Source organism: Pseudomonas sp. PAMC25584, from assembly GCF_058135675.1.
Genome location: NZ_CM176870.1, coordinates 624,406 through 639,063, shown reverse-complemented (window position 1 = coordinate 639,063; position 14,658 = coordinate 624,406). Strand labels below are relative to the sequence as shown.

Below are 14,658 nucleotides of genomic sequence, written 5' to 3'. Positions count from 1 at the left end.
TCCGTTGATTATTACCATTGTGTTTATGAACTTTTATATCGACTTATCGAGAGTAGCATTAGCCCCGTACCCACTTAATCGCCCTCCCAAGGAGCAACCGATCATGAAACGCCAAGTACTCGCTACCGTGCTGCTGTCTGTCCTCGCTTCCAGTGCTTTTGCCCTGCCGGCCGCTGAACAAGCGATCCCACAAGTCAAAGCCGATGCCGTTCAGTTCAGCCAAACCCTCGCCCGTAGCGGGTCGCAAGAAGAAGAGAACCGTGACTACGCCAAAGGTGCCGTTGCTGAAAATGGTTCGGAACAAGCCAACAAACGCGCTTACACCGAAGGTGTAACCGAAAACGGCCGCAACCGCCTGGAAGAGAAAGGTCTGGTTGAAGGTGGTGCTGAACAAGCCAACGAACGCGCCTACACCCAAGGTGTTGCTGAAGGTGGTGCTGACCGTCTGCAAGAACTGCATCAAGCTCAGAGCTAAGCCCGTGGTGGCCCGGAAAAAAGCCCGATCCCTGGATCGGGCTTTTGACTTTTTGCAGAACGTGTCACGTATCCACGCAGCAATCCCCCGCCAAGTTCGACGTCAATGAAGCGGTTTTGCTAGAGTGCGTCGCTGTACTTGCCGACAAAGCCCGCCTGCCATGCTGCCCCGTGCCGAACAGAAGCAACAGACCCGCCTCGCCCTGATGGACGCAGCCCGCCATCTGATGGAGTGTGGCCGTGGGTTCGGCAGCCTGAGCCTGCGCGAAGTGGCCAAGACGGCCGGGATCGTGCCCACCGGGTTCTATCGTCACTTTGCCGACATGGACCAACTGGGCCTGGTGCTGGTCAGCGAAGTCGGCCAGACCTTCCGCGCTACGATCCGCCTGGTGCGCCACAACGAATTCGTGATGGGCGGCATTATCGATGCGTCCGTGCGGATCTTCCTGGATGTGGTCTCAGCCAATCGTTCGCAATTCCTGTTCCTGGCCCGCGAACAGTACGGTGGCTGCCTCGCCGTGCGCCAAGCCATCGGCGCCTTGCGCGAAGACATCACCCGTGACCTGGCCGCCGACCTGACCTTGATGCCCAAGCTCCAGCACCTGGATGCCGACGGCCTGCACGTGATGGCCGACCTGATCGTCAAAAGTGTGTTCGCTACCCTGCCTGACATCATCGACCCGCCCGCCCACGCGCTGCCCGCCCATCTCACGCCCCAGGCGAAAATCACCCAGCAGTTGCGCTTCATCTTCATTGGCCTCAAGCACTGGCAGGGCCTCGGCAGCACCGAGTAAGCCGTCAACCCGCTTTATGGAAACGCTTGGCGCCGGTGTAGTTCTTGTTCCAGTAGTTGTTGCCGAGCGAATCGATGCGCACGTTCTTGCCGGCCCGCGGCGAATGAATGAATTTACCTTCGCCGATATACAGCCCCACATGGCTGACCTGGCCGCGCCCGTTGCCTTTGAAAAACACCGCGTCCCCCGGCTTGAGCTCGTTGCGCTTGACGGTCGCGGCCGTTGAACGGTGCATCGCCGCCGTGGTACGCGGGATATGAATGTTGGCTTCGGTCTTGAACAGATAGACCAGGAAACTGCTGCAATCAAACCCCTGCTCGGCCGAGCTGCCGCCCCATTTGTAAGGCGTGCCCAGCAAGGCATGGGCGCGGTCGATCACATTCGCCACCGAAGACGATGGAACACCTTGCAGCGAAGAGCCGAAGGTCGATTGGGATTTCAGGTTGGCCGAGGCCGATGAGATGACACAAGAGAGAGAGAAAAGGATTAAAAAGAAAAATGACTTGAACATGACGAACATCGCTGTGGTGTAAAGACGGCGCAAATCCTAAAGAAATAGTGCGTAGCTTTTTGAACGCCGAATCCGGTTACCGCGTAGGAGAAATCCGAAAAAGTACAAGTGCGAAGTAGATGAAGGAAACTTCATACTGCACGTACACGATATCCACACAAACGCACCCATCCAGTGCCACACTTCCAGTGCGCGCACCAAATTGAAGCACGCAGAAAAATAGCTGACGCCCTATTCGGTGGCACGGCCTGTTTACCTACAGGGAATTCCTACCCCCGCACGTGATTGGCAAGCCCCTTGCTCTAGCTCTCTTATCGCTCATAGCTGGAAGCCTTCTGATGCTGGTGATCCACCGCCGAATCGCCCCGCAAGCCCTCTGGGCCGCCGAGTTGCTGCTGAACTTCGAAGCCCGCAGCAAAAGCCGCCTGCGCTGTTTCAGTGCCGACGGCGAAGACGTCGGCCTGTTCCTGGAGCGTGGCCAGCCGCCGCTGCACGATGGCGAGTTCCTACAGGCTGAAGACGGACGTGTCGTGCGTGTCTGCGCGCGCCCTGAACAATTGCTGCACGTCACCTGCCGCAACGCATTTGAACTGACCCGCGCCGCGTATCACCTGGGCAATCGCCATGTGGCCTTGCAAGTGGGCGACGGCTGGCTGCGCCTGCTGGATGATTACGTGCTCAAGGCCATGCTTGAACAACTGGGCGCGCAGACCGAAAGCCTCGAAGCGCCGTTCCAACCGGAACACGGGGCCTACGGCGGCGGGCACCATCATTCGCGCCATGGCGATGAAGATTTCAACTACCCGCCGAAGCTGCATCAATTCGGCGTGCGTTTATGAACCCAGCCTGGGCGCTGCTGCGTCTGGCCAGTCCGCAATTGCCGATTGGCGGCTACAGCTATTCCCAGGGCCTGGAAATGGCCGTGGAAAATGGCCGCGTCAAGGATGCGCCCGGCGCCCGCCGTTGGATCAGCGACCAGTTGCTGCTCAACCTCGCGCGTTTCGAAGCGCCACTGTTGCTCGCGCATTGCCGCGCCGCCGTGGCCGGCGATTGGTCGCAACTGGCGCAACGGTGCGAAGAACACCGCGCCAGTCGCGAGACCCGCGAGCTGTATCAGGAGAGCCGGCAGATGGGGTACTCCCTGCAGCAACTGCTCAACGGCTTGCCGGAACTGGACGACGCGGCGCGTGATTTTCTCGCACAACACGCCGAGCCGCATCTGGCGCTGGGCTGGGCCTTGGCCGCACGCGCCTGGGGCATCAGCCCGGACGACGCCCTCGCCGCCTGGCTGTGGAGCTGGCTGGAAAACCAATTGGCCGTGCTGATGAAAACCCTGCCGCTCGGCCAGCAAGCCGCGCAGCGCCTGACCAGTGAACTGCTGCCCCTGCTGCAGCACGCCCAACAGGACGCCGGCCGCATCGAGCCCAACCATTTGGGCAGCGCCGCGTTCGGCCTGTCCCTGGCGTGCATGGCCCACGAGCGCCAGTACAGCCGCCTGTTCCGTTCATAAGCGCGTTTACTTTGGCGCCTTTTATTTTGGAGAAGCACATGAACACACAACCTTTGCGTGTCGGCATCGGCGGCCCGGTGGGCTCCGGCAAGACGGCCCTGACCCTGGCCCTGTGCCTGGCCTTGCGCGATCGCTACAACCTGGCGGTGGTCACCAACGACATCTATACCCGCGAAGACGCCGACTTCCTGGTGCGCAATCAGGCCCTGGCGCCCGAACGCATCATCGGCGTGGAAACCGGCGGCTGCCCGCACACGGCGATCCGTGAAGACGCCTCGATCAACCTGGAAGCGGTGGACCAACTGAACCGGCGCTTTCCCGGCCTGGACCTGATCCTGGTCGAGTCGGGCGGCGATAACCTGTCGGCGACGTTCAGCCCGGAGCTGTCGGACCTGACCATCTATGTGATCGATGTGTCGGCCGGCGACAAGCTGCCGCGCAAAGGCGGTCCGGGTATCTGCAAATCCGACCTGCTGGTGATCAACAAGATCGACCTAGCGCCCCTGGTCGGTGCCTCGCTGGAGCTGATGAACAGCGACACCCAACGCATGCGCAACGGTAAACCCTTTGTGTTCAGCAACCAGAAAACCGGCGTCGGCCTGGATGAGATCGTCGCCTTCATCGAACGCCAGGGCCTGCTGACCGCGGCCTGATCAACCCATAAGGAAGCTGTCCATGAGCCTGAAAAAACTCTTCACCGCCGCCGCCCTGCTGCTCGCCCCAGCCCTGGCCTTCGCTCACCCGGGTCACGGTGACAACGGCCTGGTGGCGGGTATCAGCCATCCATTGGGCGGTCTCGACCATTTGCTGGCCATGGTGGCGGTCGGTTTGTGGGCCGCCCAGCAAAAAGGCGCGGCGCGTTGGGCGCTGCCCTGCACCTTCGTCGGCACTATGCTGCTGGGCGGCCTATTGGGCTTTGAAGGCCTGGCGTTGCCGGCGCTGGAAAGCGGGATTGCCGCTTCGGTGCTGGCCCTGGGCCTGGCCGTTGCGCTGGCGGTGCGGCCGCCATTGTTCATGGCGCTGGGGGCCACGGCGTTGTTCGCGCTGTTCCACGGCGTGGCCCATGGTTTGGAGCTGCCGGACATGTCCAGCCCTTGGGCGTATGCCGCCGGATTTGTCGGCGCAACCGCTGTGTTGCACGCGGCCGGTTATGCCGTGGTGCGCTGGCTGCCGACTGCGGCGGCGCCGTTGGTGCGGGTTGCCGGGGCGGCTTCGGCGGCGACTGGGGTTTGGTTACTGGCTGGCTGATTTGCGGCGCGATTAAGCGCCTCATCGGGGGCAAGTCGAATCGTCGCACCGCCCCTCCCACATTCGCTTGGGTTCACAGCTCAAACCTGTGGGAGGGGGCTTGCCCCCGATAGCGGTGGCGCAGACACCACCGCTCCCAAGCCTGCTACCATGCGCGCCTACACCCCTGCCGTGACGACGCCAGCCGATGCCCATCGCTCCAAGCTCCGCCCCTCAGCCTTCCTTGAATGCCGTGCTCACGCACTTCCATGACCTGATCGTGCCGCTCTGGCAGGGCCCGGGCTGGAACGCCGAGCTGGCGCTGCCCTATGAGGCGCTGGACGCCGACCACCGGCCGTTGCCGCCGCAACGCTACCGTGCCATGGCCTGCGCCCGGCAGTTGTACCTGTTCGCCAGCCTGATCGGCGAACCCGGCGCAGCCTTTGCCGAAGACCGCGCCGCCGCGTTGTTCCGCTCGCTGCAACGGCATTTCCACGACGCCGAGCACGGCGGCTGGTTCTACAGCATCGACCCCGCCGGCCAGCCGCTGGACAAGCGCAAGGATCTCTACACCCACGCCTTCATCATCTTCGCCTGCGCCCATTACTGGGCCAAAGTGCGCGAACCGCTGGTGGAGTCGGTGTTAAATGCGGCGCTGGAAGTGGTCGCCCAACGCTTCGCCAGCGGCGATGGCCTGTACGAGGCGGTGCTGGAGCGTAACTGGTCGTCGCTCAAGTCCGGCCCATTGCAAAACCCGTTGATGCACCTGGCTGAAGGCTTCCTCGCCACCCTGGCGGTGCGTGCAGACGCCGAGGTGCAAAGCGCATTACTGGCCTTGGCGACGGCCATGCAGCAGCGTTTCATCGAGCCCCAGCATGGCGTGATGATGGAAAAACCGCTGGGTGCTGTGGATAACTGGTTTGAGCCGGGGCACCAGTTCGAATGGTTCTTCTTGCTCGAGTCTTCAGACGTGCTGCGCGGCACACCGCTGCATGCTTCGCTGACGCGGGCCTTTGCTTATGCCGAGCACAAGGGTGTGGATAAGCAGACTGGTGCGGTCAGCGGCATGCTCACCCTGGACGGCAGTGTGCGCGACGGCACCCAGCGCATCTGGGCGCAGGCGGAATACCTGCGCGCATTGACCTTGCGCCCGGGCAGCGAAGCCGTGCTGCGGCGCCAGTTGCTTGCGTTGCAGCAACGCTTCCTGCATGCCAAGGGCTGGAATGAGTGCCTGGATGCCCAGGGCAGCGTGAGCCGACGGGATATGCCGTCGACCACGCCGTATCATCTGGCGACTTGTTATCAGGGGTTGGTCAAGGTTCTCGGTTGACCTCAGGGGCCTCATCGGGGGCAAGCCCCCTCCCACACTGGATTGGGTTCACAGATTTTGATGTGTGAACCCATTCAAATGTGGGAGGGGGCTTGCCCCCGATGCAGGCGACTCGGTCTAACCCCTTACTTGGCCCCACGCTCAATCGCAAACCCGGCCCAGGTCTGGCTCACCGGCATCAGCTCCAGGCGGTTGATGTTGACGTGCGCCGGGGTGTTCAGCACCCAGAAGATGGTGTCGGCGATGTCCTGCGGCTGGATCGGCTCGGCGCCAGCGTAGGTGGCGTCATAGCGCGCCTGGTCGCCGCCGAAGCGCACCAGGGAGAACTCGCTTTCGCACAGGCCCGGCTCGATGTTGGTCACGCGCACGCCGGTGCCTTGCAGGTCGCAGCGCAGGTTCAGCGAGAATTGCTTCACGAACGCTTTGGAACCGCCATACACGTGGCTGCCCGGGTACGGGTAGCTGCCGGCGATGGAGCCCAGGTTGACGATCCCCGCACCGCGACCATGAGCGATCAGGCGTGGCAGCAGCAGGCTGGTGGTGGTCAGCAGGCCCTTGATGTTGGTATCGACCATGGTTTCCCAGTCGTCGAGGCTGCACTTGGGCGCGGGGTCGGTGCCCACGGCCAGGCCGGCGTTGTTGATCAGGCCACGCAGCGTGGCGAACGACGGCGGCAGGTTGGCGATAGCGTCTTCCATGCCCTTGCGGTCACGCACGTCGACCACCAGGCCGTGTACTTCGGTCTGCTTGGAAAGCTCTTCGACCAGCGCGTTCAAACGCTCGGCACGACGACCGGTGAGCACCAGTTTCCAGCCGGCTTCGGCAAACCGACGGGCGCAGGCTTCGCCGAAACCGGACGTGGCGCCGGTGATAAACAGAGTGGATGTCATGTTGCTCTCCTCGAAGGGCCGCTGTAGCCACAGATAAAAACCGTGAGCAGCATGCCCGGCTCGGCGCGCAGCGGCAACCGCGCCGTCTATCGGCTTAAGGCACATTGGATCTGTGCGAAGCTGCCGCCGTTCAAGGTCACCACCGTGGCGCTGGTTTTTTCGATTTCATCCGGCAGGCTCAGGTGCAAATCACGCTCTGCGCTCTGGGGGTTTTCCCATAGGATTTTCTTGTAGTCCACGTAGCCTTTGGCTTCACCGCCACCGGCCACCAGCCGCACCGTGCTGCCACCCGGTCGGAAGTAAAGCGTAGTGCTCGCGCCGGTACAGAGGTAAGCGTTGTCCTTCTGTGGCGTGGGCATCAGGTGGCCAGACAAACCGCCAATCAGGCCGTATAGCAACCCGCTGGCCAGCAGAATCACGACGATACCGGTAAGCACGCGGATCAGCCCCGCATAGGGGCGCTTTTCGTGGCGAGCCTCCGCGAGTACCTCGACAGGCTGTGGCGCAACCGGCTCACGCGGCAGCGGCAGCGGCAGCGACTGCACCTGCGCCAGCATCAGCACCGGCTCAATCACCGGCACCGGCACCACCGTTCGCAACCTGGGCGCAGGCCGGGGCAAGCGTAGACGTTGGCGCTGGATAATCCCTGACTGGACCAGCACAAAGACAGCACACAACAACGGCACTACCTGGTTCAGCGCGGGGGACTGGGTGTTGACCCACCCCACCACCACCGGATCGGATACCGCAATGTCACCCGCGATGTACCCCAACAGGGCGCCCCCCACCGGCACCAGCATCCGATAACGCTGCAACAGGCCACTGACCCAGACGCTGCCGAACATCAACATCGGCACGCTCAACAGCAGGCCCAGCACCAGATAGAACAGATTGCCTTGCGCCACAGCCGCCAGCCCGACCACGTTATCCAGGCTCATGATCAGGTCGGCGCTCAACACCGTCAGCACCGCACTGCCGAGGGTCATCAGCGAAGGAACCGGCGGCTGGCCGTCTTCGGCTGCTTCTTCTTCGCAGAGTAAACGGATTGCAATCACCACCAACAACAGCGCCCCGGCCAACTTGAACCAAGGCACCAGCAGCAGCCAGCCGGCCAGGGTCGTCAACAGCACGCGCAGGATGATCGCCCCACTGGTGCCGATCATCACCGCCCGCCGCACTTGCTCCGCCGGCAGGCCTCGACAGGCCAGGGCAATGACCAGCACATTGTCGCCAGACAGGATCAAGTCCAGGACAAACACCTGAAAGACCATACTCAGCCCGTGCAGCGCACCTTCAAATAACATGCAGAAAATTCCTGAACAAAGAGGGCGTCATCCCAGAGTACCGCTGAGCCCGGCGCCCTATGAGGCGCCGGCACAACGCCTTGCTGTCAGCGGGAACGCGAAGGGCTGTCATTTCCCACTGACAGCCGCAGGCCCGGTTTGAAACTGTTTGAGGAATTCAGCGGAGGGCGTCAACACCAGCATCGGCTGGCTCTCGGCCAAGGTCTGGCGGTAGGTTTGCAACGAACGATACAACTTGTAGAACGCCGGGTCCTTGCTGAAGGCCAGCGATAAAATCTGGTTGGCATCGGCGTCCGCTTCACCATGGGTGATCGCCGCCTGGCGCTGGACTTCAGACAGCAACACAGTACGGTCGCGGTCGGCCTTGGCCTGGATCTGCTGCGCCCACTCGAAGCCCTGGGCACGCAATTCCTTGGCTTCGCGCTGGCGCTCGGACTTCATGCGATCGTAAATAGCCTGGCTGGCTTCGAACGGCAAATCCGCGCGGTGCAGGCGCACTTCGGTGACCTCAATCCCCAGGGACCGGGCTTTGTCGGCGACGTCTTTCTCGATGATGGCCACTTCGTCCCGACGTGCCGGTGACAATAACGAACGCAGGGCAACCTCACCCAACTCCCGGCGCACCGAGGAACTGACCATCTGCGTCAACTGCGCGTTGGCTTGATCAAGGGTGCCCACCGCCTGGTAGAACCGCAGAGGGTCGCTGATACGAAAACGCGTGAAGGTCTCCACTTCAATACGCTTCTGGTCGCCCAGAATCACCTGCTCGGCGGGAGACAATAAGGTTTGCAGGCGGCTGTCATAGAACACCACCGAATCACTGAACGGCACCTTGAATTTCAGCCCCGGCTCGCCGGCCACGCCCATCGGCGCACCAAAGCGGATAATCAGCGCCTGCTGCGACTCATCCACCACGTAGGCCGAAGACGCCAGCGCCCAGAGCGCCACCGCCGCGAGGGCCGCAGCCAACCACTTGAGTTTGCCGATCATGGTCGGGTGTCCTTCTGCACGGGTTTGCCCTGCTCGCTCAGCGGCATATAAGGCACCACGCCAGACATGCCTTTACCTGAAGAATCGATGATGACCTTGGACGCCTTCTTCAAGACTTCGTCCATGCTCTCCATGTACAAGCGCCAGGCGGTCACCTCCTTGGATTGAACGTAGCTGTTGTAGACCGACAGAAAGCGCTTGGCCTCACCGTCAGCCAGGTTGCCCACCTGGGCCTTGTAGGCTTCGGCGTCTTGGGTGATGCGCGCCGCATCGCCACGGGCCCGTGGGATCACATCGTTGGCGTAGGCTTCGGCTTCGTTGCGGGCACGCTCCTGGTCGGCACGGGCGCGTTGCACATCGTTGAACGCATCGATCACCTGGGGCGGCGGATCGACCCGCTGCAATTGCACCTGCGTGATCAGGATTCCGGCTTGTTCGTGGTCCAGCAGTTGCTGGAGCAGGTCGCGGGTTTCATCGGCAATCTGCGCCCGCTTGTCGGACATCACCGACTGGATCGGCGTGCGCCCGATGACTTCCCGCAGGGCGCTCTCGGCGGCCAATTTCACCGAGCGCTCAGGGTCGCTGATCTTGAACAGGTAGAAACGCGCATCTTTGATACGCCAGAACACCGTGCAATCGGCTTCGACGATATTCTCGTCGCCAGTCAGCATCTGCTTGTCCCGAGCGCCGTTACCGGCGGAGCTCAAGCCACTGGCGCCGCTGCCCAATTGCAGTTGGTTGACCTGAGTGATCCGGGGCAGCAGGACGGTTTCGATCGGATAGGGCAAGTGGTAGTGCAACCCCGATTCGGCGGTCTGCTGCCATCGGCCAAAGCGCAGCACAATGCCTTGCTCGTCGGGCTGCACCTTGTAGATGCCCGAACTGAGCCAGGCCAGCAGCAACAGCCCGCCGATCAAGACAAAACCGCGCCCGCGCAGATCCAGCAAGGCCAGGTTATAGCGGATTCGCTCGCGCAGCCGCAGCGTCGGGCTGCCAGGCGCCACAGGAACAGAGGCGGGGCTATCGGTCATGCAGTTACTCCAGTCGTCAAACCACAGACGCCCCTATAGGGGCATGGCGCAGATTACCCGGCGCCATGCCCCTCATCGGGAGGGTTGGGCCAAGGCCGTTGTACAAAAAACACCCAGCGGCGTCCAAGCCTTGCTGGCCGTACCTCACAGCCAGCTACGCGCACCTTATCCACAGGGCGGTCCACAGTCTTTGGGGGCAAGTCGAAAACTGCTCAAGCCGCTATCTACAAGGCCTGCAGCACGTCCATGGAAGTTTTTTGCTTGACCCGCTCCCTGCGCTTATGTAGCCCTTCCTCCATCCTGGACATTAGAGCAGCGTAACGGGATGGCTCCAAGCCAGTAATTACGCCGCCTGCCGGAGTCTTTCCAGAGTTTAGTCACAGACTTATCCACAGGCTGGAACGACGTGCTTTGGTCATATTGCTGTTTCGATAAACAGGTTGACAAAACCTTCGACAGGTTACGAAAAACGCCCTGCTCAAAAACCGATCAACCCTCTGTAGCCCACGTAATCAAAGGCCTGCAGCCAGCTACTCCCACGTTACCCACAGGCCGTTCCACAGCAATCGGGGACAAGTCAAAATCATGACAAAACAAGTGTTTGCAGCGTCTTTATGCCGCGCGACAACAAGTCCCAAAATTGTTTTCCACAATTTCGAGATTAGGCGCCCGGCATAAAAAAACGCCCTGACTTGGAGCAAGTCAGGGCGTCTTTTCATGTGGGCCGCGTGTTTTTTAATGTCCGCCCAGATAAGCGTTACGCACCTCTTCATTCACCAGCAGTTCCTTACCGGTGCCTGTCAGGCGAATCTCGCCGTTGACCATCACATACGCCCGGTCTGACAGACGCAGCGCGTGGTTGGCGTTCTGCTCCACCAGGAAGATGGTCATCCCGGTGGCCGCCAACTCGCGCAGGGTCGCGAAGATCTGCTTCACCACAATCGGCGCCAGGCCCAGGCTCGGTTCGTCCAGCAGCAGCAACTTGGGCCGGCTCATCAGTGCGCGGGCGATGGCGAGCATTTGCTGTTCGCCACCCGACATGGTCATCGCCCGCTGGTTACGCCGCTCCTTGAGCCGTGGGAACAGCTCGAACATGCGCTGCATGTCTTCCTGAGCGAACTTGTCGCCGATGGGGATGGTGCCCATCAGCAGGTTTTCCTCGACGGTCATGTCGGGGAACACCCGCCGCCCTTCCGGCGACTGCGCGATGCCGTTGGACGCGATGTAGTGGGACGACTTTTGGGTGATGTCGACGCCGTTGTAGATGATCTGCCCCGACTCCGCCCGTGGCTGGCCGAAGATCGACATCAGCAGCGTGGATTTACCCGCGCCGTTGGAGCCGATCAGGCTGACGGTTTCGCCTTCGTTGATGTGCAGCGAGACTTTCTTCAGGGCCTGGATCGGCCCGTAGAACACGTCCAGGTCCTTGATTTCGAGGATAGGCCCGTTCATACAAGCTCCTCCTCATCGGCGCCGAGGTAGGCGGCAATCACTTTCGGGTCGTTGCGGATCGCGTCCGGCCCGCCCTCGGCAATCACGTTGCCGTGGTCGAGGACCACGATGTGGTCGGAAATACTCATCACCATGCCCATGTCGTGTTCGATCAGCACCACCGTGAGGTCGTGTTCGTCGCGCAGCAGGCGAATCATCGCGCTGAGGGCTTCGGTTTCCTGGGGGTTGAGGCCCGCTGCCGGTTCGTCGAGGCAGATGATCTGCGGCCGCGTACACATGGCGCGGGCAATTTCCAGGCGGCGCTGTTGGCCGTAGGAGAGTTCGCCGGCCAGGCGGTTGGCGCAGTCCACCAGGTCGACCACTTCCAGCCAGTAGAACGCGTGGTCGAGGGCGTCGCTTTCAGCCTTGCGGTAGCCCTTGGTGTTGAGGATGCCCGCGAGCATGTTGCGGTTGACCCACATGTGCTGGGCGACCAGCAGGTTTTCCAGCACCGACATTTCCTTGAACAGGCGAATGTTCTGGAAGGTCCGCGCCAGACCGGCGCGGTTCACCAGGTGGGTGCCGCCGAACATCTTGTAGTACACACGGCTGAAGAAACTTTTCGGCGAGACGAAATCGACGGCCTCGAAGCGTTCGCCGAGCAGTTGGATCACGTTGGTCTTCTGGCCGCGCACGTTGAGCTCAATCTTGCCGCCACTGGCTTTGTAGAAGCCGGTGAGGCAGTTGAACACCGTGGTCTTGCCGGCGCCGTTGGGGCCGATCAGGGCGAAGATCGAGTTGCGTTCGACCTTGAGGCTTACGTCGCTCAAGGCCTTGATGCCACCGAAGTGCATCATCAGATGTTCCACGGACAGGACGACTTCCTTGCTCATGGCGCCACTCCTTTACGTGGGGTCACACCGGTACGGCTGATCCGGATCAGGCCGCGCGGTCGCCAGATCATCATCACCACCATCAATACGCCAAACAGCAGCACGCGGTACTCGGAGAAGCTGCGCAGCAGTTCCGGCGCCACGGTCAAGACGAACGCCGCGATCACCACGCCGACCGTCGAGCCCATGCCGCCCAGTACCACGATGGCCAGGATCAGCGCCGACTCGAAGAAAGTGAACGACGACGGGTTGACGAAGCCCTGGTAGCTGGCAAAGAACACCCCGGCCAGACCGGCGGTGGACGCACCAATGGTGAAGGCCGAGAGCTTGACCAGCACGTGGTTCAGGCCCATGGAACGGCAGGCGATTTCATCTTCGCGCAAGGCTTCCCAGGCGCGGCCGACCGGCATGCGGGTCAGGCGATGCTTGATGTACAGCACGGCCAGCACCACCAGGAACAGCACGATATAGATGAACATGAACTTGATGTTGGGGTTGTAATCGATGCCGAAGAACTCGTGGAACGGAATCCCGCCATCCTTCGCTTTACGCCCGAACTCCAGGCCGAGGAAGGTCGGCGATGGCACCGGCATACCGTTTGGCCCGCCGGTGAACGACAGCCAGTTGTTCAGCACCAGGCGGATGATTTCGCCAAAACCCAGGGTCACGATTGCCAGGTAATCGCCGTGCATGCGCAACACCGGGAAGCCGAGTAGGCACCCCGCCAGCGCCGCCGCGATGGCCGCCAGCGGCAGCACCGTCCAGAAACCCAGGCCGAGGTATTGATACCCCAGCGCGAGGCCGTAGGCACCGATCGCGTAGAACGCCACGTAACCCAGGTCGAGCAAGCCGGCCAGGCCGACCACGATGTTCAGGCCCAGGCCGAGCAACACGTAGATCAGCCCGAGGATCACCACGGTGAGCAGGTACTTGTTGGCGAAGATCGGGAACACGATGGCGATCACGATCAGCGCCGGGATGATCCAGCGCAGCCGCGACTTGTAGTCCGGCGCCAGCACGTGGACGCCGGAACCGCTGCTCTCGAAGCCCTGCAGAATCTTCACGCCTTTGGGCGTTTGCAGGAACAGGCTGAGGGCGAAGCGACCGGCCATCACGATGGCGACCAGGATCGCCACGCGCGCAGGTTGCAGGTTGAAGCTGTAGCCGTCGAGCACCACGCCGACGATCGGACCGAACACGATCAACGCAATCAGCCCGGCGAGGACCGTATCGACCACACTTTTTTTGATATCAATCGATTTGGCAGCAGACATGTTTACACCTTCGCCACGAGTGGGCGACCAAGCAGGCCCTGGGGACGGAAAATCAGAATCACCACCAGCAGGGAGAAACTGAACACATCTTTGTAGTCAGAGTTGATCAACCCCGAGAACAGCGACTCCGAAATACCGAGGATGATCCCGCCCAGCATGGCCCCAGGCAGGGAACCGATGCCGCCGAGTACCGCTGCGGTGAAGGCCTTGATGCCGATGATGAAGCCGGCGTAGAAGTCGAACGTGCCGTAGTTGAGGGTGATCAACACGCCGGCCAGGGCCGCCATGGCGGCACCGATGACAAACACGTAGGAGATCACGCGGTCGGTGTTGATGCCCAGGATCGAGGCCATCTTGCGGTCTTGCTGGGTCGCGCGGCACATGCGGCCGAGCTTGGTGTACTTGATGATGTAGGTCAGCAAGGCCATGCCGGCGAAGGCAGCGACCAGGATGAAGACCTTGGTGTACGTCAACTGGACGAACCCGGTGCCGATATCGACGCGCCAAGCGCCGGCCAGCAGGGTCGGAATGCCTTGTTGCTTGGCGCCCTGGGCGATCTGCGCGTAGTTCTGCAGGATCAGGGAGATCCCGATGGCGCTGATCAGCGGTGCCAGTCGGGTGGAGTTACGCAGCGGTTTGTAGGCGACCCGTTCGATGACCCAACCGTAAACGCCGGTAACGACGACGGTGAAGACCAGAGTGCCGAGAATGAGCAGCGGGAAGGATTCGATGCCGAAGTAAGCCAGCAGTGCCAGACTGATCGCCGCGAGGTAAGCGGAAATCATATAAACCTCGCCATGGGCGAAGTTGATCATGCCAATGATGCCATAGACCATTGTGTAGCCGATGGCGATCAGGCCATAGACCGACCCGAGGGTCAGGCCGTTGACCAGTTGCTGCAGGAAAATACCATCCATAACGCAATCTCACGCGGTGAGAACCTGCACACCGCTAGGTGTGCGGTCCTTCTGGAGGAAAAGACAGATCTCAATAACAACA

The 14,658-nt window shown here is 61.5% G+C and carries 16 protein-coding genes; 7 read left to right on the top strand and 9 right to left on the bottom strand.

The genetic code is table 11. From position 1 onward, the window contains the following. The first annotated feature begins 103 nt into the window (after nucleotides 1–103). Both ACS5Q8_RS02815 and ACS5Q8_RS02810 read left to right on the top strand, forming a co-directional pair. Nucleotides 104–475: a hypothetical protein gene (locus ACS5Q8_RS02815; RefSeq protein WP_276196274.1), complete on the top strand. Its 372-nt coding sequence runs from the start codon at nucleotides 104–106 to the stop codon at nucleotides 473–475. Between the two features lie 160 nt (nucleotides 476–635). After that, nucleotides 636–1,268: a TetR family transcriptional regulator gene (locus tag ACS5Q8_RS02810; RefSeq protein WP_253393162.1), complete on the top strand. Its 633-nt coding sequence runs from the start codon at nucleotides 636–638 to the stop codon at nucleotides 1,266–1,268. Nucleotides 1,269–1,272: 4 nt separating this feature from the next. On the opposite strand, the gene ACS5Q8_RS02805 is transcribed toward ACS5Q8_RS02810, so the two are convergent. Next, on the bottom strand, nucleotides 1,273–1,779 hold the full coding sequence (locus ACS5Q8_RS02805) for a C40 family peptidase (protein ID WP_426100367.1): 507 nt from the start codon (nucleotides 1,777–1,779) through the stop codon (nucleotides 1,273–1,275). A gap of 338 nt (nucleotides 1,780–2,117) precedes the next feature. Here ACS5Q8_RS02805 and ureE point away from each other — a divergent pair, with 338 nt between their 5' ends. The 5 genes from ureE to ACS5Q8_RS02780 all read left to right on the top strand — a co-directional run bounded on the left by ureE (nucleotide 2,118) and on the right by ACS5Q8_RS02780 (nucleotide 5,846). Then, the gene (gene ureE / locus ACS5Q8_RS02800) at nucleotides 2,118–2,618 is read left to right on the top strand and encodes an urease accessory protein UreE (protein ID WP_247400546.1); all 501 of its coding nucleotides are present in this window, start codon (nucleotides 2,118–2,120) and stop codon (nucleotides 2,616–2,618) included. After that, nucleotides 2,615–3,289, top strand: coding sequence for an urease accessory protein UreF (locus ACS5Q8_RS02795; protein WP_276196271.1), 675 nt, complete (start codon nucleotides 2,615–2,617; stop codon nucleotides 3,287–3,289). The genes ureE and ACS5Q8_RS02795 overlap by 4 nt, the downstream gene beginning before the upstream one ends. Before the next feature lie 38 nt (nucleotides 3,290–3,327). Continuing rightward, entirely contained in the window at nucleotides 3,328–3,942 is a 615-nt protein-coding gene (gene ureG / locus ACS5Q8_RS02790) for an urease accessory protein UreG (RefSeq protein WP_017849719.1), read from the top strand. Between the two features lie 22 nt (nucleotides 3,943–3,964). Then, the gene (locus tag ACS5Q8_RS02785) at nucleotides 3,965–4,537 is read left to right on the top strand and encodes a HupE/UreJ family protein (RefSeq protein WP_426100371.1); all 573 of its coding nucleotides are present in this window, start codon (nucleotides 3,965–3,967) and stop codon (nucleotides 4,535–4,537) included. 187 nt (nucleotides 4,538–4,724) lie between these two features. Then, a complete protein-coding gene (locus ACS5Q8_RS02780; RefSeq protein ID WP_443693574.1) occupies nucleotides 4,725–5,846 on the top strand; it encodes an AGE family epimerase/isomerase in 1,122 nt (373 codons plus the stop codon). A 125-nt stretch (nucleotides 5,847–5,971) separates the two neighbouring features. On the opposite strand, the gene ACS5Q8_RS02775 is transcribed toward ACS5Q8_RS02780, so the two are convergent. The 8 genes from ACS5Q8_RS02775 to ACS5Q8_RS02740 form a co-directional block, all read right to left on the bottom strand. Next, the gene (locus tag ACS5Q8_RS02775; RefSeq protein ID WP_276196265.1) at nucleotides 5,972–6,736 is read right to left on the bottom strand and encodes an SDR family oxidoreductase; all 765 of its coding nucleotides are present in this window, start codon (nucleotides 6,734–6,736) and stop codon (nucleotides 5,972–5,974) included. An 86-nt stretch (nucleotides 6,737–6,822) separates the two neighbouring features. Beyond that, complete coding sequence (locus ACS5Q8_RS02770) at nucleotides 6,823–8,040, bottom strand: TerC family protein (RefSeq protein WP_426100375.1); 1,218 nt, start codon at nucleotides 8,038–8,040, stop codon at nucleotides 6,823–6,825. A 108-nt stretch (nucleotides 8,041–8,148) separates the two neighbouring features. Then, nucleotides 8,149–9,030 carry a protease modulator HflC gene (hflC, locus tag ACS5Q8_RS02765; protein ID WP_276196261.1) on the bottom strand — a complete coding sequence of 294 codons (882 nt, stop codon included), beginning with the start codon at nucleotides 9,028–9,030 and terminating at the stop codon, nucleotides 8,149–8,151. Beyond that, complete coding sequence (gene hflK, locus ACS5Q8_RS02760) at nucleotides 9,027–10,061, bottom strand: FtsH protease activity modulator HflK (protein ID WP_426100377.1); 1,035 nt, start codon at nucleotides 10,059–10,061, stop codon at nucleotides 9,027–9,029. Before hflK ends, hflC begins: the two co-directional genes overlap by 4 nt. Nucleotides 10,062–10,796: 735 nt before the next feature. Further along, nucleotides 10,797–11,513: an ABC transporter ATP-binding protein gene (locus tag ACS5Q8_RS02755; protein WP_276196258.1), complete on the bottom strand. Its 717-nt coding sequence runs from the start codon at nucleotides 11,511–11,513 to the stop codon at nucleotides 10,797–10,799. Further along, a complete protein-coding gene (locus ACS5Q8_RS02750; RefSeq protein ID WP_247397735.1) occupies nucleotides 11,510–12,385 on the bottom strand; it encodes an ABC transporter ATP-binding protein in 876 nt (291 codons plus the stop codon). The genes ACS5Q8_RS02755 and ACS5Q8_RS02750 overlap by 4 nt, the downstream gene beginning before the upstream one ends. Then, entirely contained in the window at nucleotides 12,382–13,659 is a 1,278-nt protein-coding gene (gene livM / locus ACS5Q8_RS02745; RefSeq protein ID WP_276196256.1) for a high-affinity branched-chain amino acid ABC transporter permease LivM, read from the bottom strand. The genes ACS5Q8_RS02750 and livM overlap by 4 nt, the downstream gene beginning before the upstream one ends. Nucleotides 13,660–13,661: 2 nt before the next feature. Further along, complete coding sequence (locus tag ACS5Q8_RS02740; protein WP_048727385.1) at nucleotides 13,662–14,576, bottom strand: ABC transporter permease subunit; 915 nt, start codon at nucleotides 14,574–14,576, stop codon at nucleotides 13,662–13,664. Between the last annotated feature and the right edge of the window lie 82 nt (nucleotides 14,577–14,658).